Genomic DNA, 24,667 nt, shown 5'->3' with positions numbered 1-24,667 from the left:
CGCGAACCGGACGCGGCGCGCGGCGCCGGGGCGCGGCGTGAAGAAGGGCGTTAAGATCCCGTCAAAATGGTCGTAACGCCCTGCGGGGCGGGCGGATCGCGCGATTCAGCCACAGGTCGGCGCCTACGGTGGGTGACCACGGGGCGGAGCGCCCCGGCGCGTCCCCGATCGGGGCGCGGCGGGGGCGGCGGAGGTCGGCCGCCGCGTTCGGTGAGATCAAACACGGCGATATCGGGAATGCCGCGGGTCGGGAGACCGCCGTCCGCCGCGTCGTTCCTGGTGGCGAAGGGGGAACACGGAGAGTGAAGGGCGCCGGAGGGCCGAAGGAAAGCGGGCATGGTACACCCGTTCGCGTCGCAGTCAAGGCGAGGGTCGTTCCGCCCGATAGCCTTGTGGTGCCCCGTCCGCCCGTCCCTGTCCGAGCCCGCCCCCAAGCCGCCCGGCGGTGACCCCTCCGCGCCCGCGGCCCGATCGCCGATAACGACGTGTCTATGCTGCTGCCTCTCGTCCTCGCGCTGCACGCCGCCGTCGCCGTGCTCCTGCCGCCCCTGGTGCGCCTGCTCGGCGCGCGCGCGTTCCTCGTGGCCGCGCTGCCGCCCGCCGTGTCCGCGGTGTGGGTCCTCGTCCAGTCCCCCTCGATCGTCTCCGGCGCCCCCGCGGTCTCCTCCGTGGCGTGGGTGCCCGCCCTCGGCATCACCTTCGACTTCCGCGTCGACGCGCTCTCGCTGGCCATGGTGCTCCTGGTCAGCGGGGTCGGCGCCGCCATCTTCTGCTACAGCGCCGGCTACTTCCACGCGGGCGAACGGGGGCTGGGCCGGCTCGCCGCCGTCCTGGTGCTGTTCTCCGGCGCGATGCTCGGCGTGGTCACCACCGACAACCTGTTCGCGCTCTACGTGTTCTGGGAGCTGACCTCGGTCACCTCCTTCCTGCTGGTCGGCCACGACGACCGCAAGGAGCACGCGCGGCGGGCGGCCACCCAGGCGCTGGTCACCACGGCCGGCTTCGGCCTGCTCATGCTCATCGGGTTCGTGCTGCTCGGCGCGATCGGCGGCACCTACCGCATCTCCGAACTGGTGGCCGACCCGCCGGTCGACAGCCCGTGGCTGCCGCTGGCGCTCGTGCTCGTGCTGGCCGGGGCCTTCGCCAAGTCCGCGCAGGCGCCCCTGCACTTCTGGCTGCCCGGGGCGATGGTGGCGCCGACCCCGGTCAGCGCCTACCTGCACGCGGCCGCCATGGTCAAGGGCGGCGTCTACCTCGTCGCCCGGCTCGCCCCGGGGTTCGCCGACGTCGACCCCTGGCGGGCGCTGGTCCTCGGGTTCGGCGTCGCCACGATGATCGTCGGCGGCTGGCGGGCGCTGCGACAGGACGACCTCAAGCTGCTGCTCGCCTACGGCACGGTCAGCCAGCTCGGGTTCCTCATCGTCCTGGGCGGGGCCGGCACCCACGTGGCGGCGATCGCCCTGATCGGCGTCCTGCTGGGGCACGGGTTCTTCAAGTCCACCCTGTTCCTCACGGTCGGCGTCATCGACCACCAGACCGGCACCCGCAGCATCAGCGGCCTGTCGGGGATCGGCCGGCGCATGCCCGTCCTCGCCGTCGCCGCCACCCTGGCGGCCGCGTCGATGGCCGGGCTGCCCCCGCTGCTCGGGTTCGTCGGCAAGGAGGCCGGGCTGGAGGCGTTCGTGCCCGGCCACGCCGGCGACCTGCCGCCGGCCGTAGCCCTGGCGGTGCTCGCCGGCCTGGTCGTCGGCTCGGTCCTCACCTTCGCCTACAGCGCCCGGTTCGTGTGGGGCGCTTTCGCCGACAAGGCCACGGTCTCGGAGCGGCGGTTCAAGCGGCCGTCGCCCGCGTTCACCGCCGCCCCCGTCGCCCTCGGGGCGCTGAGCCTGGCGCTGGGCCTGCTGCCGTTCGCGGTCGACCCCGTCGCCCAGTCCTACGCGGCGCCGTTCCCCGCCGAGAAGCCCTACCACCTGGCGCTGTGGCACGGGTTCACCCCCGCCCTGGGGCTGACCGTGCTGGTCGTCGCCGCGGGCGCCGCGATGTTCCTCCGCCGCCGCTCCGTGGCCCGCCTGCAGAACGCGATGCCCCGCTGGCCCGACGCCGAGGTCGGCTACCACCTGTTCGTGCACGCCGTCTACGGCACCGCCCTCAGCGTCACCCGGCGCACGCAGAGCGGTTCGCTGCCGGTCTACCTCGGCATCATCCTCGCCACCCTGCTCGCCCTGCCCGGCGTGCGCCTGGCCGCCGCCCTGGTGAGCGGGGAGACCCCGCTGCCCGGCGGCGCCGACTTCCGGTTCTGGGACAGCCCGCTGGAGGCGGTCGTCGCCGTCATCGTGGTGGTGACCGCCGTCGGCACCGTCCGCGAGCACCGGCGGTTCGCCGCGCTCATCCTCATCAGCGCGCTCGGGTTCGGCATCGCCGGCCTGTTCGTGCTGCACGGCGCGCCCGACCTCGCGCTCACCCTGGTGCTGGTCGAGACCCTGACCACGATCATCCTGGTGTTCGTGCTGCGCCGGCTGCCCGCCACGTTCAGCGTCCGGCCCAACGGCTGGGCCAAGCGCATGACCGTGCTGCTGTGCTCGGCCGCCGGGACGTTCATCGCCGTGTCGCTGTGGCTGATGACCGCGGCCCGCACCGAGGAGCCGATCTCGACCGGGTTCACCGACCTCGCCGAGGAGACCGGCGGGCGCAACCTCGTCAACATCATCCTCGCCGACTTCCGCGCCCTCGACACCTTCGGCGAGATCGTCGTCCTCGCGACCGCCGCGGTCGCCGTCGCCTCCCTGGTGCTGCTCAACCGGCGCGACCGGGTCGTCGACGAGCCCACCGAGGAGGACGCCGAGGAGGAGGCCGAAGCGGAGGCCGAGGGGGCGGCGGCCGCCGCCCCCGGCGCCGGGCCCGCGCCGGCCGGCGGCGCACCCGCCGACGGCGCCGCACCGACCGACACCCGTGGAGGGGAGCGACCGTGAGCATCGAACCCGGCCGCGACACCGGCGTCCGCCCCGAGGACGGCGGGCCCCCGGAGAACTGGGAGGCCCCGCGCGAGCGGTGGCTGAGCACCGCCGTCCGGCCCGCCTTCGGCCCCCGCTCGGTCCTGCTGGAGGTGGTGGCGCGGCTGCTGATCCCCGCCATCCTCACCTTCTCGGTGTTCCTCCTCGTCTCCGGGCACGACCGGCCCGGCGGCGGCTTCGCCGGCGGGCTCGTCGCCAGCATGGCCTACGTCCTGCGCTACATCGCCGGCGGCCGCCACGAGCTGGCCGCGGGCATCCCCATGCGCCCCAACGGCCTGCTCGCCCTCGGCCTGCTGCTGGCCTGCGGATCGGCGGCGGCGCCGCTGCTGTTCGGCGGGCCCATCCTGGAGGTCTTCACGGCCACCGCCACCCTGCCGGTGTTCGGCAAGGTCAAGTTCGCCAGCTACCTCGTCTTCGAATCGGGGGTGTTCCTCATCGTCGTCGGACTCGTCCTGTCCGTCGTGGCCGCACTCGGCGCCCGCATGGAGGCGGAGGAGGAGGAGGCCAAGGCCGAGCGCCTGCGCTCGCGCGCCCGCCGCCCCCGCCCCCGTCCCGCTGAAGGAGGGAACCCGTGAACGCGCCCGGATTCCTCCTCGTCGTCACCGTCGCCGTGCTCTACTCCAGCGGGTTCTACCTGCTGCTCCAGCGGTCGCTGATGCGCGTGGTCTTCGGCATCCTCATCCTCGGCCACGCCGCCAACCTGTCGCTGATGCTGACGGACACCGCGATCACCCTGCCGCCGCTGCTCACCGGGCAGGACGGGCAGATCTCCGACCCGCTGCCGCAGGCCATGGCGCTGACCGCCATCGTCATCACCTTCGGGGTGACGACGTTCCTGCTCGCGCTCGCCTACCGGGTCTGGCTCGGCGACGACAACGACGAGGTCCCCGCCGACCTGGAGGACCGCCGGATCGGGCGGCTGACCGAGCCGGAGGACTCCTCGTGAACACCCTGCTCGCGGTCCCGTTCCTGGTGCCGCTGCTGGGCGCGGCCACCGCCCTGGTGCTGCGCCGGTTCCCGCGCGCCCAGCAGATCGTCAGCGTCCTCACCCTGGCGGTGGTGGTCGCCGACGCGGCCGTGCTGCTGCGCCGCACCGCCGACGGCACCGTCCTGACCAGCCAGGCCGGCGCCTGGCAGGCCCCGCTCGGCATCACCATCGTCGCCGACCCGCTGGCCGCCCTGCTGCTGGTGGTCTCGTCGGTGGTGCTGCTGGTCGTGCTGCTCTACGCCATCGGCCAGGACATCGGCGGCCTCAGCCGCGCCATGCCGCAGGTCTTCCACCCCATCTACCTGGTGCTGACCGCCGGGGTCTGCCTGAGCTTCCTGGCCGGCGACCTGTTCAACCTGTTCGTCGGCTTCGAGATCATGCTGACCGCCAGCTACGCGCTCATCACCCAGGCGCCCACCCGGGCCCGGGTGCGCGCCAGCATGATCTACACGGTCGTCAGCCTGACCTCCTCGATCCTGTTCCTCACCGGCATCGCCCTGGTCTACGCGCTCACCGGCACCGTCAACCTCGCCGACATCGCCGCCAAGCTCGGCGCCGCGCCCGAACCGCTGCGCATGGTCCTCGCGCTGATGTTCCTCGTGGTGTTCGGCATCAAGGCCGCCATCGTGCCGATGCACTTCTGGCTGCCCGACAGCTACCCGGTGGCCATCACCCGCATCTCCGCGATCTTCGCCGCCCTGCTCACCAAGGTCGCGGTGTACGCCATCATCCGCACCCAGACCCTGCTCTTCGGCGGCGACGACATCTCCGCGGTGCTGCTGTGGATCGCCATCGCCACCATGGTGGTCGGCATCCTCGGCGCGCTGGTGCAGGACGACATCAACCGGGTCATGTCGTTCGCCCTGGTCAGCCACATCGGGTTCATGATCTTCGGGCTGGGGGTGGGCTCGGTCGCGGGCGTCGCCGGGGTGGTGGTCTACCTGGTCCACCACATCGTCGTGCAGGCCACCCTGTTCCTCGTCAACGGGCTGATCCGGCAGTACGTCGGGCACACCTCGCTGCGCGCGGTCCGCGGCCTGACGACAGTCTCGCCGACCCTCGCCCTGTTCTTCTTCCTGCCCGCCATGAGCCTGGCCGGCCTGCCCCCGATGTCCGGTTTCATCGCCAAGGTCGCGCTGTTCCAGGCGGGCGTCGAGGCCGGCGGGTGGCTCGTCCACCTCGGCATCGCCGCGGGCGTGCTGACCAGCCTGCTCACCCTCATCGCGATCTTCCGCATCTGGGTGCGCGGCTTCTGGGGCACCCCGATGCCCGACATGGTCGAGGCCCGCGCCCAGCTCCGCAGCGGCGCCAACCGCGGCGCGCTGCGGTTCATGACCGCCATGACCGGGGTCATGGTCGCCGTGGGCGTCGCGGTGGCCGTCGCCGCCGGGCCGCTCACCGACATCGCGTTCACCGCGGCCGACGACCTGCTCGACGGCACCGCCTACGTCGAGGCGGTCCTGGGGCACGGGGGAGCGTCGTGACCGCGCCGGCGCCGCGGGGCGCCCGGCCGGGCCGAGGGGAGGCCGCATGACCGAGGGCATGGACACCAGCAGCGCGGGCGCCAGCACCAGCGCGGTCACCACCCGCAGCGCCGGGATGCGCCTGCTCGGCCGGCTGCCGACGGTGCTGTGGCTGACCCTGATGTGGGTGGTGCTGTGGGGCGACCCCAGCCCCGGCACCGTCATCGCGGGGGCCGTCGTGGGGTCGCTGTGCTACACCGTCGCCAAGCTGCCGCACATCCCGGTGCGGCTCGGGTTCCGCCCGTGGCACGCGCTGCGGCTCGTCGGCGTCATCGGCTACGACCTGTTCCGGTCGAGCGTGCACGTCGCCTTCCACGTGCTGTGGCGGCCGGCCGAGGTGCGCGGCGCCATCGTGGCGGTGCCCATGCGCACCGACTCCGACTTCCTGCTGGCGATGGTCAGCGGGGGGCTCTCGCTGGTCACCGGCAGCCTGGTGATCGAGCTCAACCGCGACCAGGGGGTGATCTACGTGCACGGCATCCCGATCGAGTCCGACGGCGCCGTCGACCGGCTCCGCCGCCAGGTGCGGCGCACCGAGGAACTGTTCGTGCGCGCGTTCGGCACGGCCGAGGACGTGGCCGAGTTCGAGCGCGGGGACCTCGGCGCCCAGGGGGAGGACCGGTGAACCTGCTCGACCACGCCTTCACGGCCGCGTTCGCCATGCTCGCGGCGGCCGTGCTGTTCGTCCTGTACCGGCTGGTCCGCGGGCCGTCGGTGCTGGACCGGATCATCTGCCTGAACGCGCTGTCGGTGCTGGTGGTGAGCTTCATCGCGCTGGAGGCCGGGCTGCGCGGCGACACCGCCTACATCGGGCTGATGGTCGCCATCGGGCTGCTCGGGTTCGTCGGCACGCTCACCGCCACCCGCTTCGCCGAGAGGAGGGCCCATGACCGCGACTGACGTCGTCACCGCCGTCCTCGTCCCGCTGGGCGCCCTGTTCACCCTCATCGGCACGATCGGCCTGGTGCGGTTCCCCACCCTGCTCAACCGGATGCACGCCGCCACCAAGCCCGACACGGTCGGGCTGCTGCTGATCATCACCGGGGCCGCGTTCCAGCTGCCCGACGTGCGCTCGGCCGCGCCGATGTTCCTCGCCGCGATGTTCCAGTTCGTCACGGTGCCGGTGCTCGCCCAGACCGTGGGCCGGGTGTCCTACAGCCGCGGCATGGTCGACTCCGAGCGGCTGGTCGTCGACGAGCTGGAGGAGGCCGTGCGCACCACCCGCGACGACGACTGACAGTGATGATGTACGTGGTGGCGCTGCGGGCGGCGGCCCCGCGCCCCCCGGACTCTGGTACCAAGGGGGCATGGCCACTCCCGCCCCGTCCGACACCACCGCCCCCGCCGACCTGCGCGACGCCGCCGAACGCCACCTGCGGGCGCTCGCCGGCGACTCCGCCCGGCTGCGCGACGACCAGTGGACCGCCATCCACGCCCTGGTCGCCGAGCGCCGCCGGGCGCTGGTCGTCCAGCGCACCGGCTGGGGCAAGTCGGCGGTGTACTTCGTCGCCACCGCGCTGCGCCGGGCCGAGGGCGCCGGGCCAACGGTGATCATCTCCCCGCTGCTGGCCCTCATGCGCAACCAGATCGCCGCCGCCGAGCGGGCGGGCATCCGCGCCCGCACCATCAACAGCGCCAACCCGGCCGACTGGGAGCGCACCTACACCGACATCGCCGAGGGCGCGGTCGACGTGCTGCTGGTCAGCCCCGAACGCCTCAACAACCCCGACTTCCGCGACCGCGTCCTGCCCGAACTCGCGGGCGGCGCCGGGCTGGTCGTCGTCGACGAGGCCCACTGCGTCTCCGACTGGGGCCACGACTTCCGCCCCGACTACCGGCGCATCCGCACCCTGCTCGACGGCCTCCCGCGCTCGGTACCGGTGCTGGCCACCACCGCCACCGCCAACGAGCGCGTCACCCGCGACGTCGCCGAGCAGCTCGCCATCGGCGACGACTCCGCCACCCTGGTGCTGCGCGGCCCGCTCGACCGCGAGAGCCTGCGGCTGTCGGTGGTCGACCTCCCCGACAGCCCGGCCCGGTGGAGCTGGCTCGCCCAGCACCTGCCCGACCTGCCGGGGTCCGGCATCATCTACGCGCTCACCGTGGCCGCCGCCACCGAGACCGCCGAGTTCCTCGCCGCCCGCGGCTACGCCGTGGCCGCCTACACCGGCCAGACCGACCCCGAGGACCGCCACCGGGCAGAGGACGACCTGCTGCACAACCGCGTCAAGGCGCTCGTGGCCACCAGCGCCCTGGGCATGGGGTTCGACAAGCCCGACCTCGGCTTCGTCGTGCACCTGGGCGCCCCCCAGTCGCCCATCTCCTACTACCAGCAGGTGGGCCGCGCCGGGCGCGGCGTCGAACGCGCCGAGGTGGTGCTGCTGCCCGGCCGCGAGGACCGCGAGATCTGGGAGTACTTCGCCCGGGTCGCCTTCCCGCCCGAGGACGTCGTCCGCCGCACCCTCGACACCCTGGCCGCCGCCGACGGCCCCCTGTCGCTGCCGCGCCTGGAGACCCGGGTCGACCTCGGCCGGTCCCGGCTGGAGCAGATGCTGAAGGTCCTCGACGTCGACGGCGCGGTGCGGCGGGTGCGCGGCGGCTGGACCGCCACCGGTCAGCCCTGGCACTACGACGCCGAGCGCTACGCCGCCGTGGCCGCCGCCCGCGAACGCGAGCAGCGCGCCATGCTCGACTACATCGCCGCCGACACCTGCCGCATGGAGTTCCTCCGCCGCCAGCTGGACGACCCCGACGCCGCCCCCTGCGGCCGCTGCGACGTGTGCACCGGCCGCACCTGGCCCACCGACATCGACCCCGGCCGCCGGGCCGAGGCCGAACGCCACCTCGACCGGCCGGGGACCGCCGTCGCGCCGCGCCGGCAGTGGCCCACCGGGATGGCCGACCTCGGGGTCGAGCTGTCCGGCAACATCCGGGCCGACCTGCGCGCCGAGGAGGGCCGGGCGCTCGCCCGGCTGACCGACGTCGGCTGGGGCACCACCCTGCGCGCGCTGCTCGCCGAGGACGCCCCCGACGCCCCGGTGCCGGACCGCGTGTTCCAGGGCGTCGTGGAGGTCCTCGCGGCCTGGCCGTGGGAGCGCCGCCCGGTGGGGGTGGTGGCCATGCCGTCGCGCACCCGGCCGGTGCTCATCGGCGACCTCGCCGACCGGCTGGCCCGCGTGGGCCGGCTGGCGCCCCTGGGGGCGCTCGGCTACACCGGGCCCGACGGCGCGGGACCGCGGCGGCACAACAGCGCGCAGCGGCTCGCGTCGGTGTGGCGGGCGCTGGAGGCGGGGCCGGAGCTGCGGGAGCGGCTGGCCGGGGTCGACGGCCCGGTGCTCCTGGTGGACGACCACACCGACTCCGGGTGGACCCTCACGGTCGCGGCGCGGCTGCTGCGCGAGGCCGGCGCCCCGGCGGTGCTGCCGCTGGTGCTGGCCACGCGCGGCTGAGCGCCGCGCCCCCTCGGGGGTGCGGCGCCGGACGGGTGCGGGTCAGGAGTCGCCGAGGTCGGGGCGGGCCCCGGGCTGGTGCAGGGCGCGCGCCGCGAGGCGGTGCGCCGCCACCAGGCTGTCCTTGGGGTGCTTGCCCGCCAGCCACGGCGGCAGGAACCCGGCGATGAACGCGTCGCCGGCGCCGATCGAGCCGGGCGAGGGCTCCACGGGTTCGGCGGGCACCACGACGAGGTCGTCGCGGGTCTTGGACGCCCACAGCGCGCCGGCGTCGGCGAGCTTGATCACCACGTTCGGGTACCAGGCGGTGAGCACCTTGGCGGCGGCCTCGGCCTCGTCGCGGCCGGTGAGCACCGACGCCTGGTCGACGTTGGCGAACAGCAGGCGGGCGCCGTTGGTCCAGTCGAGGAAGTTCTCGGCGCCGGCGCGCTCCAGCGGGGCGTGCGAGCCGCCGTCGACCGAGATCGACATGCCGGTCTCGCGGGCCATGCGCAGGGCCACCCGGGCGGCGCGGCGGGAGCTCTCGTTGATGAGGGTGTAGCCCGACACGTGCAGGTGGCCGTCGGGGCCGAACACGTCGCGCGGCAGGTCCTCGGGCTGGAGGCGGGCGTTGGCGCCGGGGTCGCTGAGCATGGTGCGGTCGCCCCGGTGGGTGATCATCACCACGCAGGTGCCGGTGGGGCGCTCGGGGTCCATGACGACGCGGGAGTCCATGCCGTAGCCCATGAGCTCCATCTCACGGGTGCGGCCGGTGATGTCGGAGCCGCGGCGGCCGACGAACGTGGTGTCGACGCCCTCGATGGCCAGCCACGCGGCGACGTTCGCGCCGGACCCGCCGCCGTAGGTGATGACCGAGGCCGGGGTGTCGCTGCCCCGCGCCAGGGGGTGGTACGCCCGCGCGACGGCGTCGGTCATGAGATCGCCGATCACGACCACACGTGCCATTATCTCACCCACCACCTTGCCGCCCCGCCGACCGGGGGAACCGCCCGCGCACCTGAAAGCCTGTGTCGACAGACGTTAACAGGTTCCGGGAGGACGGCGGGTAACGAAGTGGCAGACCTGCGTGATCCCCGCGGCGACGGGAACCGGCCGTACGGCGGGTTCCCGGCACCGCGCTGAGCAGGGTGGCGTCCGCCACGCCGCCGCCGATCTCGTTTACCCTCAAAACCGTGCACTCTTACCCGAACCACTGGGAAGCCGACGTCGTGCTCACCGACGGCGGCACCGCGCACCTGAGGCCCATCGTCCCCGAGGACGCCGACCTGCTCCGGGAGTTCCACTCCCGGCTGTCGCCGGAGACGATCTACTACCGCTTCTTCGCGCCCTACCCCAAGCTGTCCTCGCGCGACGTCCAGCGGTTCACCACCGTGGACTACGAGGACCGGGTGGCGCTCATCGCCACGATCTCCGGGGTGATGGTCGCGGTCGTGCGCTACGACAAGGTCACCCCCGAGGAGGCCGAGGTCGCGTTCGTCGTCGAGGACGCCCACCAGGGGCGCGGCCTGGCGTCGGTGCTGCTGGAGCACATCGGGGCGGCGGCCCGGGAGCGCGGGGTGCGCCGCTTCATCGCCGACGTGCTCCCCGAGAACCGGCGGATGATCAACGTCTTCCGCGAGGCCGGGTACACCGCGCAGCAGACCTTCGACGAGGGCGTCATCCGCCTCACTCTGGACCTCGCCCCCACCGACAGCTCCCAGGAGGTCATGCGCGCCCGGGAGCAGCGCGCCGAGTCGCGCTCCATCGCCCGGCTGCTGTTCCCCGAGTCCGTGGCCGTCATCGGCGCCAGCCGCACCGCCCACACCATCGGCCAGACGGCGCTGCGCAACCTCCTCGCCGGCGACTTCCAGGGCCCCGTCTACCCGGTGCACCCCGAGGCCAAGGCGGTGGCCGGCGTCCGCGCCTACCGCAGCGTGCTCGACATCCCCGACCCCGTCGACCTCGCCGTCGTGGCGGTCCGCGCCGACATGGTCGGCGACGTCGTGGGGGAGTGCGCGCAGAAGGGCGTGCACGGCCTGGTCGTCGTCAGCTCCGGGTTCGGCGAGTCCGGGCCCGAGGGGCGCGCCCGCCAGGAGGAGCTGGTGCGCACCGCGCGCGCCGCCGGCATGCGCGTCGTCGGCCCCAACTGCCTCGGCATCGCCAACACCGACCCCGCCGTGTCGCTCAACGCCACCCTGTCGCCGCACGTGCCCCCGCGCGGGCCCATCGGGTTCTTCTCCCAGTCGGGCGCCCTCGGCCGCGCCATCCTGCAGCGGGTCGCCGAACGCGGCATGGGCCTGTCGACGTTCGTCTCGGCCGGCAACCGGGCCGACGTCTCCGGCAACGACCTCATCCAGTACTGGCAGGAGGACCCCGCCACCGAGGTCGTGCTCCAGTACCTGGAGTCGCTGGGCAACCCGCGCAAGTTCACCCGGCTGGCCCGCCGCCTCGCCCAGCACAAGCCCGTGGTGGCGGTGCGCAGCGGCGGCTCCACCCAGGGCGTGCCCACCGGGCACGCCGCCGGGGCGCTGGACCTGCCCGACTACGCGGTGACCTCGCTGTTCCAGCAGGCCGGGGTGGTGCGGGTCGACGACATCACGCAGCTCTTCGACGTCGCCCAGCTGTTCGCCTACCAGCCGCTGCCCGCCGGGCCCAGCGTCGGCATCCTCGGCAACTCCGACTCCCTGGGCCTGCTCGTCAAGGACGCCTGCGTGCGCTCCGGGCTGCGCCCGCACGACCCCGTCGACCTCGGCCCCACCGCCACGGCCGCCGACTTCGACGCCGCCCTCACCGCCGCGCTCGCCGACGACTCCGTCCACTCCGTCGTCGTGGTGTTCATCCCCGCGCTGACCCCCATCTCCGACGACGTCGCCGAGGTGCTGCGCGCCAAGGCCGCCACCTCGGCCAAGCCCATCGTCACGACCTACCTGGGCTACCAGGGGCTGCCCGAGGAGCTGCGCCGGACCGGCGAGAACGGGGAGGCCGTCCGCGGCTCCATCCCGTCCTACCCCGCGCCCGAGGACGCCGTCCGCGCCCTCGCCCACGCCACCCGGTACACCCTGTGGCGGCGCCGCGACCCCGGCCGCCACCCCGAACTGCCCGACATCGAGGGCGCCCGCGCCCGCGAGATCATCGACCGCAGCCTCGCCGACGGCGGCGGCGCCGGGGACGTGCACGGCGTCTGGTTCACCAGCGAGCCCGTGCACAAGGAGGAGACCGCCGTCGACCCCGCCACCGCCCGCGACCTGCTCGCCTGCTACGGCATCGACGTGTGGCCCGACATCGCGGTGGCCTCGGCCGACGAAGCGGTCGCCGCCGCCGAGGAGCTGGGATACCCGGTCGTGGTCAAGGCCAACGCCCCGGACCTGCGGCTGCGCGCCGGCGGCAGCGGCATCCGCGCCGACCTGCGCACCGCCAGCGACGTGCACGGCGCCTTCACCGCGCTGCACGACCGGCTGGGCGACGAGGCCATGCTCGTCGTGCAGCGCATGGTGGTGCCGGGGGTGCCCACGGTGGTCCGCGCGGGGGAGAACCCGTCCTTCGGGTCGGTCGTCGGGTTCGGGCTGGGCGACGTCACCGCCGAACTCCTCGACGACCGGGCGTTCCGGCTCGCCCCGCTCACCGACGCCGACGCCGCCGACCTCGTGCACGCCGTGCGCGCCGCCCCGCTGCTGTTCGGGCTGCCCGCGGGCGCCACCTCACTGGCCGAGCAGCCCGACGTCGAGGCGCTGCAGGTCCTGCTCATCCGGCTGTCGCGGATGGTCGACGCGTTCCCCGAGGTGGCGCACGTCGACCTCGACCCGGTCATGGTCAACGCCGAGGGCGCCCACGTCCTCGGCGCCCGGGTGTGGCTGCGCCCGGCGGCCGAGCCGCGCCCCGACTCCGGGCCGCGCCGCCTGCGCGGCGTGACCTTCTAGCGGAGCCGGGGCGCGCGCCGGTCAGGCGGGCTCGGGTTCGGGCTCCGGCTCCGGCGGCAGCGGGCCCGGCGTGCGGCCCGGCCCCGGGCCGGGGTCGGGCAGCGGCTCCGGCGGCACCGGGATCGGGTCGGGCGGCAACGGCCGCGCCGGATCGGGCATCGGCGGCCCCGTCGGATCGGGGGGCACCGGGACGGGCGGAAGGGTTGCGTCGCGTGCCTCATTCATGCGTTCGCCCTACCCCTGTCGCGCCCCGTTACCCGTGTCCGCACCCGTCTGCGCGGGGTGGACGGGGCGGCCGCGCGTGCGATCCGCCGCCGGGAGGGGGCAGGATGGGGGCATGAGGAAAACGCGTGCCGTGTCCACCGACTGGCGCTCGGAGATCGAGCGCAGCGGGTACTACCCCGGCCTCGTGATCGACGCCGTCGCCACCGCGCTCGGCGCCGAGAGCCCCGACGCCTTCGTCGTCCACCACGAGGCCACCTTCGACCCGGCCATGGAGATGCGGCGGCACATCACCGTCCTGCTGCTCACGGCCACCCGGTTGATCGTCTGCCACACCGACGAGCACCCGCCGGCCGAGGACGCCGACCGCCCGCACGCGTCCACCACCACCGACGCCATCCAGATCGGCAACATCCAGTCGGTCGCGCTGACCCGCGTCGTCGCCGACCCCGCCAACTACGTGGCCGGCACCATGCCCAGCGAGGCCGTGCTCAGCATCAGCCTCAACGTCAACTGGGGCGCCATCGCGCACATCGACCTCGAACCCGCCTCATGCGCCGACGAGTCCTGCGACCTCGACCACGGCTACACCGGTGCCATCACCGCCGAACCGCTCACCCTGCGGGTGAGCCAGACCGCCGACGGGCCCGAGCCCGTCGCCGCGCTGATCAACTTCGCCAACGTCCTGTCCGAGGCCACCACCCGCTGACCCGGCCGGCGCCCGCCCGGGAGGCCCGGCGGCGACCGCGTGGTGCGGTCGCCGGTGCCGGTGCCGGGTCCGCCGGCCGTCTCCGTCCGTCCGGGAGGTTCCCGTGGTGACCGAACCCGCCGCCGACGGCCTGGAGGTCCCCGCCTACGGCCGGGGCTCGCTGGCCGACCTCGTCCCCTCGGTGCTGGCGTCGCTCGGCGTCCCGGGCGAGCCGGACGTCCTCGGCCTGCCCCCGGCCCGCCGCGCCTGCGTGCTGCTGGTCGACGGCATGGGCTGGGAGCCGCTGACCGCCCACCGGCACCTCGCCCCGTTCCTGGGCTCCCTGATCGACGCCGCCGCCCCGATCACCGCGGGCTTCCCGACCACCACCGCCACCAGCCTGACCAGCGTGGGCACCGGCCTGCCTCCGGGCGCCCACGGCGTGCTCGGCGCCCGGGTCGCCGACCCCGACCGCGACCGCGCCGTCGACCACCTGCGCTGGCCCGCCGACCTCGACCCCGAGCGGTGGCAGCCCCGCGCCACCGCCTACCAGCGGGCCCGGCGCGCCGGGGTCGACGCCGCCTACGTCGCCTCGGGCGCCTACGAGGGCACCGGGCTGAACCGGGCGTCCGCACGCGGCGGCCGCTACGTCGCCGCCGAGGGCGCCGACGCCGTGGCCGCCGCCACCGTCGCCGCGCTCGCCGGCGCCGACCGGGCGTTCGTCTTCGCCTACCACAGCGAACTCGACTCACTCGGCCACCGGCACGGCGTCGACTCCGCCGCCTGGCGCGCCCAGCTGGGACGCGTCGACCGGTTCGCCGCGCGGATCGCCGACACGCTCCCGCCCGGCACCGCCCTCTACGTCACCGCCGACCACGGCATGGTCGACACCGCGCCCGAGACCCGCGTCGACGTCGAGGGCGCCCCCGACCTCGCGGCGGGGGTGCGGCTGCTCGCGGGGGAGGCCCGCGCCCGCCAGGTGTACGCCCGGCCCGGTGCGGCCGCCGACGTCCTCGCCGCCTGGCGCGACCGGCTCACCGGGCGCGCGGCCGTCCTCTCCCGCGACGAGGCGATCGACCGCGGCCTGTTCGGGCCGGTGGCACCCCACCTGCGGGCGCGGATCGGCGACGTCCTCGCCCTCGCCCTGGGCCGGACGGCCCTCGTCGCCCCGGCCGCCGACCCCGCCGAGGCCGCCTTGATCGGCCACCACGGCTCCCTCACCCCGGCCGAACTGCGGGTGCCCCTTCTTCGCGCCGGTACAGCGGCCTGACCCGGCGCCCGGCGCCGCGCACCGCTCCGGCGGGTGCCGCCGGCCCCCGCACGGGGTCCGCCCGCCGACGGCCCGGCCACCCGCCCCGGCCCCCGCGCCCCGGGCTAGCCTGGCGGCATGGACATCGGAGAACTCGCCCCCGACTTCGACCTGCCCGACCAGAACGGCGCGCGGCACACCCTCAGCGGGCTGCTCGCCGCCGGGCCCGTGGTGCTGTTCTTCTACCCCGCCGCGCTGACCTCCGGCTGCACCGCCGAGAGCTGCCACTTCCGCGACCTCGCCGCCGAGTTCGCCGAGGTGGGCGCCCAGCGGGTCGGCATCAGCGCCGACCCGCCCGACCGGCAGCGCGAGTTCTCCCGCGTGAACGGCTTCGACTACCCGCTGCTGAGCGACACCGACGGTGAGGTCGCCCGCGCGTTCGGCGTCCGGCGCGGCGGCCTCCTCGCCGGGCTCGCCCCCACGCGGCGCCGCACGTTCGTCATCGGCACCGACCGGCGCGTCCGGCACGTCGTCGCCGACGAGGTCCGCATGCGCGCCCACGCCGACGGTGCGCTCCGCCACCTGCGCGGAGCCTCCTGACCCCGACCCGCGCGCCCCGTTCCGGGCCCCTCTGCGGCAGGATCGTGTCCGACGTCACCCGACCAGGAAGGGGGCGGCCGACGATGGCCGACGCCACGGGACCGCTGGTACGCCGCGACACCGAACGGGGCATCACGACCCTGACCCTCGACTCCCCGGCCAACCGCAACGCCCTGTCGGCGCGGCTGCGGACCGACCTCGCCGACGGCCTCGCCGCCGCCATGGCCGACGACGCGGTGCGCGCGGTCGTCCTCACCGGCGCCGGGCCCGCGTTCTGCGCCGGCGCCGACCTCAAGGAGGTCGCCGCCGAACGCGCCGGCCGGGCACCCGACCCGTCCGCGCCCGGCATGGCCGACCTCTTCGCCGCCATCATGGCCGCCCCCAAACCGGTGGTCGCCAAGCTCAACGGGCCCGCCCGCGCGGGCGGCATCGGCCTCGTCGCGGCCGCCGACCTGGCGTTCGCCCCGGACGGCACCACGTTCGCGTTCACCGAGGTCCGCATCGGGGTCGTGCCGGCCATCATCTCCGTCCCGGTCGCCGCCCGCATGCACGACCGCCACCTCGCCCGCTACTTCCTCACCGGCGAGGCGTTCGACGCCGCGGCCGCCGCCGAGGCGGGCCTGCTCACCGCGGCGGTCCCGGCCGACCGGATGGACGCGGAGGTCGGCGCCGTCCTCGACGGGCTGCGCGCCGCCGCGCCCACCGCGCTCGCCCGCACCAAGGAGGTCCTCGCCACCGCCCGCGGGGTGCGCCCCGCCGACCGCGGCGCCGCGCTGCGGGAGATGGCCGAGACGTCCCGCGCGTTCTTCGCGAGCGACGACGCGGCCGAGGGCCGCGCCGCGTTCTTCGAGAAGCGGCCGCCCAGGTGGGTGCTGTAATGGGGGACGTGACGTACTCGGGAGACACGCGGGTCGGCGGACCCGCCGACACACGCGAACTGGCCGACCTCACCATCGCCAAGCTCGCCGTGGGGCCGATGGACAACAACGCCTACCTGCTGCGCTGCCGCCGCACGGGCGAGGCCGTCCTCATCGACGCCGCGGACGAGGCCGACCGCATCCTCGAACTCGTGGGCGACACCGGGCTCGCGCGCGTGGTGACCACCCACCGCCACCAGGACCACTGGCGGGCCCTGGCCGAGGTGGTCGGCACCACCGGCGCGCGCACCGTCGCCCATCCCGCCGACGGCGGGGAGCTGCCGGTGTCGGTCGACGAACCCGTCGAGCACGGCGACCGGGTGCGGGTGGGCGCGTGCGACCTCGCGGTCATCCACCTGCGCGGGCACACGCCGGGCTCCATCGCGCTGCGCTACGACGACCCCGGCGGGCACACCCACCTGTTCACCGGGGACAGCCTGTTCCCGGGCGGGGTGGGGCGCACGCGCTCGCCGGAGGACTTCCGGTCGCTGATCACCGACGTCGAGGAGCGGGTCTTCGCCGCGATGGACGACGCCACCTGGGTCTACCCGGGGCACGGCGCGGACACCACCCTGGGCGCCGAGCGCCCGCACCTGCCGGAGTGGCACGCGCGGGGCTGGTGACCCGCGGCCGACGGGGCGGGCCGGCGTGGCCGGTGATCGGGTCCGCGCGGCCGGTGGTCGGGGGCGGTGCGGCCGGTGACCCGGGCCCGCGTGGCCACGCCCCGGGTCCGCGCGGCGGACCGTCCCGCTGCGCCGGACCGGCGCGGGCGCCCTGCGTCGGCGGCCGTGCCCGGCCCCCCTCCGCGCACCGGCCCGCCCGCGCCCCGGGGCGCGGACGGGCCGGCGGCGGCGAGCGGGTCAGGGGAGGTCGGGGTCCTCGTCCTCCTCGTAGACGGCGCGCTCCTCGGCGCCGGTCCCGCGCGGGTCGTCGAACTTGTCCTCGGGGTAGCGCTGCGCCTCCTCCTCCTCGGACTGCGGGGCGTCGGCGGTCACGTCGATGTCGGGGCGCTCCCGGGCCAGGGCGTCGTCCAGCGGCTCGCCGGCCTCCTTGTCGGTGCCCGTCGAGCCGAACTCGCCCATCGCGATCGGGTGGTCGGCCGGCAGCGGCTGATCCTCCGTCGCGTCCTCCTGCTCCGGCAGACCGGCCTCGTCCCAGTCGTGGGCGTCGGCGTTGATCGGGTCCTCGGGCTGTTCGGGCTGAATCTCGCTCATGCCCGTTCACTAACCGCTCGTCGGCGCTCTATTCCCGCGCCGGCGGCCACCGCCCGGCCCCACCGGCCCCGTCGGCCCCACGGCCCGCGCCCGGAGGCCGGGCGCGCGCTCATTCCGGCGGCAGGGGGCGGCGGCCGGCGAAGCCCAGCTCGGTGCGGTGGTACCAGCCCAGCTCCGGCTCGCCCTCCAGCCAGCACAGCCGCACGGACCGCCCGTCGAGGACGGCCGGGAAGTCCACGAGCAGCGGCGCCAGGCTCTTCACCTCGATGCCCTGCCCGGTGAACCACGTGTGCAGGTCGGCAAGGCGGGCCTCCAGCGCCTTCAGCTCGGCGCGGCCGCCGAGTTCCGACGGCCCGCCGGTCCGCAGGTCGGCCGCGAGTTCGGCGAGGTCGGCGCGGGCCGCCGTGAACGCGTCGGCGCGGCGGACGACCTCCGGCATCAGGGCGCGCGCCGCGTCGAGGGTGAAGACCGCCGACCCGTCGGGGCCGTCCGCCGGATCGGGCGGGAACACGTCGTCGTCCATCCCCGCACGCTACCCCCACCGCCCCGAGCCCCTGGCCCGCCCGAAGGCCGCCGCGTGCGGGGTTTGGTGGGGAGGCGGGGGCGGCGCGGCCGCCGCGCCCCTGGTAGGGGCGCGGCGGCGTGGTCGCGGCGGGACCGGGGTGCGGTGCTCAGCCCGCGCCGAAGCAGACGAACCCGGCGGGGGCGAGATGGTCGGCCACGGCGCGGGCGGGGCCGGCCCCGGCGGCGAGCGCGGCGTGGAAGCGCGCCATCGCCCCCGCCACCGCGCCGTCGTCCACCGGCAGCACGCCCGCGACCACCGCCGCGCCGCCCAGCGCCAGAAGGGCCGCCCCGAAGCCGAGGACGATCCCCGATGCGGTCGGCGCCGCCCCGCCGACCCAGCACGACGACAGCACCGTCAGGTCGGGGACCCGGGGCAGCAGCTCCAGGTCGTAGCCGAACACCGCTCCGTCGGCGAGCAGCAGCCCCGACAGCATCGGGACGTCGGTCGAGACCGCGCCGTGCGCCGCCAGGTGCGCCAGGTCGGCCCGGCCGAGGTCCGCCAGCACGTCCGCGACCGCGGCGGCGCGGCCCACCCGCACCACGGCGCCCGGCCGGGCGGCGCCCACCCCCCGCGCCTCTGCCCCGGCGGACGCCAGGTCGGGCCCCGCCGCGACGAGGAACCGGCGGGGCCGGTGCGCGGCCCGGCGCGCCCGCCCCTCGCGGGCCAGCCACGCCCCGGCGGACGGGGCGACGCTCACCTCGCGCCCGCGCAGTGAGGGCAGCAGGCCCCACGGCAGCCCGTGCGCGTACGACGCGGGCGACAGCACCAGCGGGCGGTCGCCGATCTCCGCGCGCACCGGGGCGATCAGCAGCCGGTCGACCTCGGCGGCCGACCGCGCCGCCCCGGCCGCCCCGCTGCCGGGCGCCAGCACGCCCATGCGCGCCGCGTAGCGCAGGCGCGCGGCCGCGTCCCCCGCCGCGGCCGCGCCGTCGAGCCGGTGCACGGCGATCCGGCCGCCGGCCACGGTGACGGCGGCGTGGACGCCGTCGGCGTCGATGTGGCAGAGGAACGCCCGGTCACCGAGGCGGTCGGCCAGCCCCGCCGCGACCGCGCCGGGGACCGCGCCGGGGCCGTCGGAGACCACGCAGCCGGAGTGCCACTGCGCCGCCGCGAGCCCGGCGGTGAGCCGGCCCAGCTCGGCGCGGGCGGCGCCGTCACCGACGCGGGCCGCAGCGTGCGCGGCCCGGCAGCGCTCCAGCAGCCGCGCCCAGGCGGCGTCCCGGCAGGGGCCGGCCGCCGGGCGCAGGGCCCGGCCGTACTCGGCCCACTCCAGCGCCGTCGCCCCGGACCCGTGCCGCAGGGCCAGCCCGGCGCCGACCGCCGCCACCTCCCTCTGGTGCGCGCCCGCGTGCGCGAGGAGATCGAGGTGGCGCACCGGGGCGGCGACCGGGGCGGGCCCGCGCCGCAGCACGTGGCGGGCCGCCGCGTGGTCGCCGTCGGCCAGGGCCCGCAGCGCCGCCGTGTGCCGGGGGGAGGGCACCGCGAGCGACAGCGGACCCAGCGGGGCGCTCGGCACACACCGCGCGACGGCCCGCGCCGTACCGCCGGACACCGGTCCGAGGACCGCGCCCGGGGACTCGGTGGTGCCGCGCGAGGGGCGTCGCGGCCGCACCGGTCGGATCGGGCGCGGGCGCGGCTCGGTGATGTGCCGGGCGGACCACTCGACCAGCCGGGCCAGCTCCGACCAGAGCGAGTCGGCGGCGAAGTCCGCGCGCACCCGGCGGGCCTCGCCGCAGGCGGCCCGCCGCTCGCCCCGGCTCAGGTGGATCTTGGCGCGCAGCAGCCGCGCGGTGGCGTCCTCGGCCGCGGTACCGCCGTCGCCGCCCGCGAGACCGTCGACCAGCCGGGCCGCGTCGCGGACCATGCCCGCGGAGAGCAGGGCGTCGGCGTGGTCCAGACGGAGCGCCGAGCGGCGGCTGTCGGGGACGAGCCGGGCGGCCGAGGTGAACCGGGCGACCGCGGTGGGCAGGTCCCCCCGGCGCACCGCCAGGCACCCGAGGTTCTGCAGGGCGACGCCGCGCAGGTAGTCGAGGGCGTGCGCCTCGGCGGCGGCCAGGGCGCGATCGAGGTCGTCGGCCGCCTCCGCGAACCGCCCGCAGTACATCAGGGCCAGGCCGCGGTTGCTCAGCACGCCGGGCAGCAGCCGGGCGCGGGTCAACGCGTCGGCCCCGGCCAGGGCGGCGTCGAACCCGCCGACGGCGGCGGAGAAGTCGCCCCGCTGCGCCGCCGCGATGCCGTGGTGGGCGTGCAGCAGCGCCCGCGCCGACGGTGCCGCGGCGGCCATCCGGGACAGGGTGGTGCCCGACACCCCGCCGCCGCCGCGCAGGGCGAGCGCGCCCAGCCGCGACGCGCGGGCGTGGGCGGCCGACTCCGTCAGCCCGGCGCGGGCGGCGACGGCGGCGGCCTGCCGCAGCGCCCGGATGGAGCCCCGGCCGTCCCCGCACTCGCGCAGCGCGAGGCCGAGCAGGCGGAGGGCGATCGAGCGGGGGCCGGGCTCGTGGTGGGTGTCGAGCAGCAGCTCGGCCTGGGCGCGGGCGGAGTGGGGGTCGCGGGCGATGATCGTCAGGGGGTCGTGCACGTCGTTCAGCAGCGGTGCCGTCATGGCGGCGCCCTTCCGTGATCGGTGCCGGGGGGAGGCGTCCGCACACGATACGTGCGCGAGCAGCCACGAAAAGTGATACACCCGTGGGCTTCCTCCTCGGGAGGGGCCGCGATGATCTTTCTCCATCACCGGCCCCGCGTACCGCCGTGAACACGGACAGAGCCGCCCCGGGCGCACCGTCCGAAACCAGTACAGGGGACGACCCCAATCCGTCGACGCGGCAGGTGACCGTCGGACACGGCGCGGTCGGCGCCCCTCACCGCGTGGCCCCGCCCCGCGTCCGGGCGCCCGACGGCGCGGCGGGTCGGCGCCGCCCCTGGAGTTGCGCGCGCGTCCCCCGTCATCCCGGCGGGTCCGTCGGCGTCCGCTCCGTCCGGCCTCCCGGAGCCGGCGCGGTGTGCGCCACCGGGACGACCGGGGGTGGAGGCGACCGGGAATCCCCCGCCCCGGACGGGGGGAACCGATCAGGGCGCTGTTCACGTCGTGGCGCCGCACCGCCGACCAGGGTGCACGGTATTCCTCGCCGGCTCACCCCTTGGGTGCTGATCAGCGAGTTATTCAGGCGTTCCGGCGCTTCCCGCCGAGGTCGTCCCGACTGGGCTGGTGGACCCGGTGAACGACGTGGCGATGGTGCACGGATCACGTACTCAAGGAGTGCGGAAGACGGCTGTGCGGATTGCGCGCGGACCGACCGAACGGCGTGTTCCCGGCGCCGAATCCGGCACCGGAATGGGAATCACGGGGCATCCCCGCGCGACGGCCTCTCGACGCGCGGAACATCCGCGCGGCCGGAAACGGGGAAGGGCGGTTCGCGAACCGAGCGCGGAACACGATGGTGGCCGATGGGGGATCACAGGGACAGCCAGGGGGTGGCGGTGGGGGTGGCGTCGGGGGTGGTGAACACCAGGCTGACCGGGCCCCGGGGGACGCCGTGGGCGAGGAAGCCGCCGTCCGGGTCGACCGGGTGCCGGGTCGAGCGGCGCGGGGAGCGGACCTCGACCTCGGTCGCCCCCGCAGGGGCGACCCGGCCGACGAGTTCGCGGCGGTCGCCGTCGGCCGTGACCTCGACGTCCACCTCGACGGCCGGGCCCGTGAACCGGACGTATCTGGGCGCCCCCGCGAGAGTGTCCATGCCCCGCAGCCCCGCGCGCAGCGGGACGTCGACGGAGTCGGCGGCGACCTCGGTGAGGACGGTGTCGGGGCGCCGCCGGAGGTAGGCGGCGCGGGCCGCCGCCCGGACGGCGCGCGGCATGGGCTCGTCCGGCGGCATGGCGGCGCCCAGCTCGGCCAGGAAGCGGTCGCCGGTGTCGGGCGGGTCGGCTTCGGGGCCGAGGCCGGGCCCGTGCTCGCCGTCGGAGTCGGGATCGAGGCCGGGCCCGGCGTCGGCCGGCGCGTCGTCGGCCGTGCCGGGGGCGGCGGCGCGGCCGCCCGGACCGGCGGCGGGGGCCGGATCGCCGTCGGGCATGGGTCCGCTCCTCACTGCCGGACCTCGGCGGTCGGGCCGGCGTACCGGATCTCGTCGTTGTACAGGCGCCGCAGCCGGCGGCGGACGCGGCGGCGCACCGCGGGGACCTCCGAGGGGTGCAGCCCGGTGAACTCCGCCACCTCCCACGTGGGGATGCGGGGCGCGTTCAGCACCAGCAGCGCCACCGTGCGGTCGGGTTCGCGCAGCAGGGCCACCGCCCGCCGCACGCGCCCGGCGGTGTCGGCCGCCAGCTGCCAGGACTCGGGGGTGCGGTGGTCGGCGCCGTCGAGCAGCGCGGGGTCGCGCGGCGCGGTGCGCCGGGCCAGGCGCACCTGGCGGCGGCACTCGTTGTGGGTGGTGGCGGCCAGCCACGCGCCGACCGATTCGGGGGCGCGGACGCGGTCCAGGTGGTCGGCCAGCCGGCACCACACGGTCTGCGCGGCGTCCTGGGCGTCGTACTGCGAGAGCCCATAGGCCCACACGATCGCGCGGACCTTTGGCCAGAACCGGTCGAGCAGGGCCTCCCACGCTGAGGGGTCGTCGGCCAGCGCACGCCGCACCAGCTCCGCGGTCGCGGCCTCGTCGCAGGGCTGGTCACCCACGCGCACCCCCAGTAGACTCTCAGCTCCCGCCTCGCGCGCAGCACCAACGCTAGCGGCCCGCCCGGGGGGACACAGGCAGTTCACAGGATTCGGCCAAGGGAGACCTGGTGCCGATGGTGCCCTTGGGGCACAATGACTGAGGAAACACCAGGGGCGGACAGCTCCTCTGCGGGTACGAGGGCGTCGGGGAAGCGCACTCGTTCGTAACAGGAGGTTCGGTGTCCGCACGTGGCGTCTTGTACGTCCACTCCGCGCCCGCGGCGCTGTGCCCACACGTCGAGTGGGCGGTCGCGGGTGTAGTTGGCGTGCCTGTGAAACTCGATTGGGGTGCCCAGCCGGCCGCCCCAGGAACCCATCGCGCCGAGCTGAACTGGCAGGGGGCGCCCGGCACCTCCGGTGCCATGGCCTCCGCGCTCAACGGCTGGCAGCGCCTGCGCTTCGAGGTGACCGAGGAGGCCACCCCGGGCTGCGACGGCGTGCGCTACAGCTACACGCCCACCCTCGGCATCTTCACGGCCGTCACCAGCGCCTCCGGTGAGGTCCTCGTGCCCGAGGCCCGGCTGCGCAACGCCATGGACCGGGCCGCCGCCCAGGACGCCGACCTCGCCGAGGAGCTCGACCGGCTCACCGGCCGGGTCTGGGACGAGGAACTCGAACCGTTCCGCTACGCGGGCGACGGCGCCCCCGTGCGCTGGCTGCACGCCGCCGGATAGCGGCGGGCCGCCCGGGGCGCCGTGTCGACGGCCGCCCCCAGGTCGGCGCGCGCCCCGCACCTCAGCCGCTGTCGCGGCCGCCGTCGCGGTGCCGGCGGCGCGGCGGGTCGGGTGGGGCGCCGAGCGCCCCGGCAAGCGTGAACAGGAACATGAACCCGATCGGGATCATCGGCCAGAACGGCAGCGGCGTGTGCGCGATGACGCTGGTCACGCCCCAGATGCCGACGAGGATCACGGACACCGACATCAGCCCGCGCCAGGGTTCGAGGCGGTCGTGCCACTCGGGCGGCGCGCCGTCATCGCGGGACTGCGGGGGGACGGGCGGTACCGGTACGGCGGGCGGGGCCGGGAGGTCGCCGGTGAGGGGGGCGAGGTCGCCCATGGTCTTGGCCCGCATGGCGAGGGTGAGCCGGTCGTGGTATTCGGCGAGGTCGAGCCGGCCCTCTTGGAGGGCGATGGCGAGGCGCTCGGCGCAGGCGTCGCGGTCGGCGTCCGAGGCGCGCATCGCCTCCGGCGGTACCTGGTGCTCGTCCATGCGCGTCAGTCCCTCCGGAGGTGGCGGGCGACGGTCATCTGCGCGAGCCGGAGTTCTCGTCCGGCCAGATGGCGGCGGCGACCAGGATGGCGGCCCAGATCCCCAGCGGCACCAGTGGCCAGAACGGCAGCAGCCCTTCGCTCATGACGCTGGTGACGCCCCAGATACCGGTCATGATGACGGCTCCGCCGAGCCACCATCGCCATTCGTCTACCCAGTCCTTCCACGGCGACACCAGGGTGCCGCGGCCGGCCGCCGTGAGGGCGGATTCGGGGGGATCGGCGACGGCGGGCGGCGGTGGCGGGGGGAGGTCGGCGGTGAGGGACCGGAGGTCGCCCAGGACGACGGCGCGCATGGCGGTGTCGAGGCGGCGCTCGTATTCGGCGAGGTCGAGCCGGCCCTCTTGGAGGGCGATGGCGAGGCGCTCG

General features: G+C 75.9%; 23 protein-coding genes. 15 read left to right on the top strand and 8 right to left on the bottom strand.

The genetic code is table 11. The features are described 5' to 3' along the window. The first annotated feature begins 491 nt into the window (after positions 1 to 491). From mbhE to NT8_RS06500, 8 genes are all read left to right on the top strand, one after another. A complete protein-coding gene (gene mbhE / locus NT8_RS06535; protein ID WP_084468693.1) occupies positions 492 to 2,969 on the top strand; it encodes a hydrogen gas-evolving membrane-bound hydrogenase subunit E in 2,478 nt (825 codons plus the stop codon). Then, a complete protein-coding gene (locus NT8_RS06530) occupies positions 2,966 to 3,586 on the top strand; it encodes an MnhB domain-containing protein (protein ID WP_245646058.1) in 621 nt (206 codons plus the stop codon). Before mbhE ends, NT8_RS06530 begins: the two co-directional genes overlap by 4 nt. Further along, on the top strand, positions 3,583 to 3,957 hold the full coding sequence (locus tag NT8_RS06525) for a sodium:proton antiporter (RefSeq protein WP_067965301.1): 375 nt from the start codon (positions 3,583 to 3,585) through the stop codon (positions 3,955 to 3,957). The genes NT8_RS06530 and NT8_RS06525 overlap by 4 nt, the downstream gene beginning before the upstream one ends. After that, positions 3,954 to 5,483, top strand: a complete 1,530-nt coding sequence (locus NT8_RS06520; protein WP_067965299.1) for a Na+/H+ antiporter subunit D — start codon at positions 3,954 to 3,956, stop codon at positions 5,481 to 5,483. Before NT8_RS06525 ends, NT8_RS06520 begins: the two co-directional genes overlap by 4 nt. Positions 5,484 to 5,529: 46 nt before the next feature. Then, positions 5,530 to 6,147: a Na+/H+ antiporter subunit E gene (locus NT8_RS06515; RefSeq protein ID WP_245646057.1), complete on the top strand. Its 618-nt coding sequence runs from the start codon at positions 5,530 to 5,532 to the stop codon at positions 6,145 to 6,147. Beyond that, positions 6,144 to 6,422: a monovalent cation/H+ antiporter complex subunit F gene (locus NT8_RS06510; protein ID WP_067965296.1), complete on the top strand. Its 279-nt coding sequence runs from the start codon at positions 6,144 to 6,146 to the stop codon at positions 6,420 to 6,422. Before NT8_RS06515 ends, NT8_RS06510 begins: the two co-directional genes overlap by 4 nt. Then, positions 6,409 to 6,759, top strand: coding sequence for a monovalent cation/H(+) antiporter subunit G (gene mnhG, locus NT8_RS06505; protein WP_067965294.1), 351 nt, complete (start codon positions 6,409 to 6,411; stop codon positions 6,757 to 6,759). The genes NT8_RS06510 and mnhG overlap by 14 nt, the downstream gene beginning before the upstream one ends. Before the next feature lie 70 nt (positions 6,760 to 6,829). After that, entirely contained in the window at positions 6,830 to 8,971 is a 2,142-nt protein-coding gene (locus NT8_RS06500; protein WP_067965291.1) for a RecQ family ATP-dependent DNA helicase, read from the top strand. A 42-nt stretch (positions 8,972 to 9,013) separates the two neighbouring features. Here NT8_RS06500 and NT8_RS06495 read toward each other — a convergent pair whose 3' ends face one another. Then, positions 9,014 to 9,907: a sugar kinase gene (locus tag NT8_RS06495; RefSeq protein ID WP_067965289.1), complete on the bottom strand. Its 894-nt coding sequence runs from the start codon at positions 9,905 to 9,907 to the stop codon at positions 9,014 to 9,016. A 236-nt stretch (positions 9,908 to 10,143) separates the two neighbouring features. Here NT8_RS06495 and NT8_RS06490 point away from each other — a divergent pair, with 236 nt between their 5' ends. The 6 genes from NT8_RS06490 (at position 10,144) to NT8_RS06465 (ending at position 17,166) form a co-directional block, all read left to right on the top strand. Further along, a complete protein-coding gene (locus tag NT8_RS06490) occupies positions 10,144 to 12,867 on the top strand; it encodes a bifunctional acetate--CoA ligase family protein/GNAT family N-acetyltransferase (RefSeq protein ID WP_067965288.1) in 2,724 nt (907 codons plus the stop codon). A gap of 337 nt (positions 12,868 to 13,204) precedes the next feature. Then, positions 13,205 to 13,798 carry a DUF5998 family protein gene (locus NT8_RS06485; protein WP_245646056.1) on the top strand — a complete coding sequence of 198 codons (594 nt, stop codon included), beginning with the start codon at positions 13,205 to 13,207 and terminating at the stop codon, positions 13,796 to 13,798. Between the two features lie 103 nt (positions 13,799 to 13,901). Then, entirely contained in the window at positions 13,902 to 15,047 is a 1,146-nt protein-coding gene (locus NT8_RS06480; protein WP_157515565.1) for an alkaline phosphatase family protein, read from the top strand. A 117-nt stretch (positions 15,048 to 15,164) separates the two neighbouring features. Beyond that, positions 15,165 to 15,626, top strand: coding sequence for a peroxiredoxin (locus NT8_RS06475; protein WP_067965282.1), 462 nt, complete (start codon positions 15,165 to 15,167; stop codon positions 15,624 to 15,626). An 83-nt stretch (positions 15,627 to 15,709) separates the two neighbouring features. Beyond that, a complete protein-coding gene (locus NT8_RS06470; RefSeq protein ID WP_067965280.1) occupies positions 15,710 to 16,504 on the top strand; it encodes an enoyl-CoA hydratase-related protein in 795 nt (264 codons plus the stop codon). A gap of 8 nt (positions 16,505 to 16,512) precedes the next feature. Further along, positions 16,513 to 17,166 (top strand): MBL fold metallo-hydrolase, encoded by a 654-nt coding sequence (locus NT8_RS06465; protein ID WP_067965334.1) that lies wholly within the window; start codon positions 16,513 to 16,515, stop codon positions 17,164 to 17,166. Positions 17,167 to 17,403: 237 nt separating this feature from the next. On the opposite strand, the gene NT8_RS06460 is transcribed toward NT8_RS06465, so the two are convergent. From NT8_RS06460 to NT8_RS06440, 5 genes are all read right to left on the bottom strand, one after another. Next, complete coding sequence (locus tag NT8_RS06460) at positions 17,404 to 17,757, bottom strand: hypothetical protein (protein ID WP_067965278.1); 354 nt, start codon at positions 17,755 to 17,757, stop codon at positions 17,404 to 17,406. 109 nt (positions 17,758 to 17,866) lie between these two features. Beyond that, a complete protein-coding gene (locus NT8_RS06455) occupies positions 17,867 to 18,280 on the bottom strand; it encodes a DUF2203 domain-containing protein (protein ID WP_067965276.1) in 414 nt (137 codons plus the stop codon). A 148-nt stretch (positions 18,281 to 18,428) separates the two neighbouring features. After that, positions 18,429 to 20,924, bottom strand: coding sequence for a CHAT domain-containing protein (locus NT8_RS06450; RefSeq protein ID WP_067965274.1), 2,496 nt, complete (start codon positions 20,922 to 20,924; stop codon positions 18,429 to 18,431). 850 nt (positions 20,925 to 21,774) lie between these two features. Then, positions 21,775 to 22,389: a hypothetical protein gene (locus NT8_RS06445; RefSeq protein ID WP_067965273.1), complete on the bottom strand. Its 615-nt coding sequence runs from the start codon at positions 22,387 to 22,389 to the stop codon at positions 21,775 to 21,777. Between the two features lie 11 nt (positions 22,390 to 22,400). Continuing rightward, positions 22,401 to 22,991 (bottom strand): RNA polymerase sigma factor, encoded by a 591-nt coding sequence (locus tag NT8_RS06440; RefSeq protein WP_067965332.1) that lies wholly within the window; start codon positions 22,989 to 22,991, stop codon positions 22,401 to 22,403. Between the two features lie 218 nt (positions 22,992 to 23,209). Between NT8_RS06440 and NT8_RS06435 the strand changes: the two genes are divergently transcribed. Then, positions 23,210 to 23,704 (top strand): DUF3145 domain-containing protein, encoded by a 495-nt coding sequence (locus NT8_RS06435; RefSeq protein WP_067965271.1) that lies wholly within the window; start codon positions 23,210 to 23,212, stop codon positions 23,702 to 23,704. 61 nt (positions 23,705 to 23,765) lie between these two features. On the opposite strand, the gene NT8_RS06430 is transcribed toward NT8_RS06435, so the two are convergent. After that, complete coding sequence (locus tag NT8_RS06430; protein ID WP_067965269.1) at positions 23,766 to 24,239, bottom strand: DUF1707 SHOCT-like domain-containing protein; 474 nt, start codon at positions 24,237 to 24,239, stop codon at positions 23,766 to 23,768. A gap of 34 nt (positions 24,240 to 24,273) precedes the next feature. Continuing rightward, the coding region (locus tag NT8_RS06425) for a DUF1707 SHOCT-like domain-containing protein (RefSeq protein WP_157515563.1) at positions 24,274 to 24,667 on the bottom strand (394 nt) is incomplete at its 5' end.

Origin of the sequence: Nocardiopsis trehalosi NBRC 14201, from assembly GCF_001552555.1 — a bacterium.
GTDB lineage: Bacteria > Actinomycetota > Actinomycetes > Streptosporangiales > Streptosporangiaceae > Nocardiopsis_B > Nocardiopsis_B trehalosi.
The sequence above is the reverse complement of the archived record's forward strand: the minus strand, read 5'-3'. Positions and strand labels throughout refer to the sequence as shown.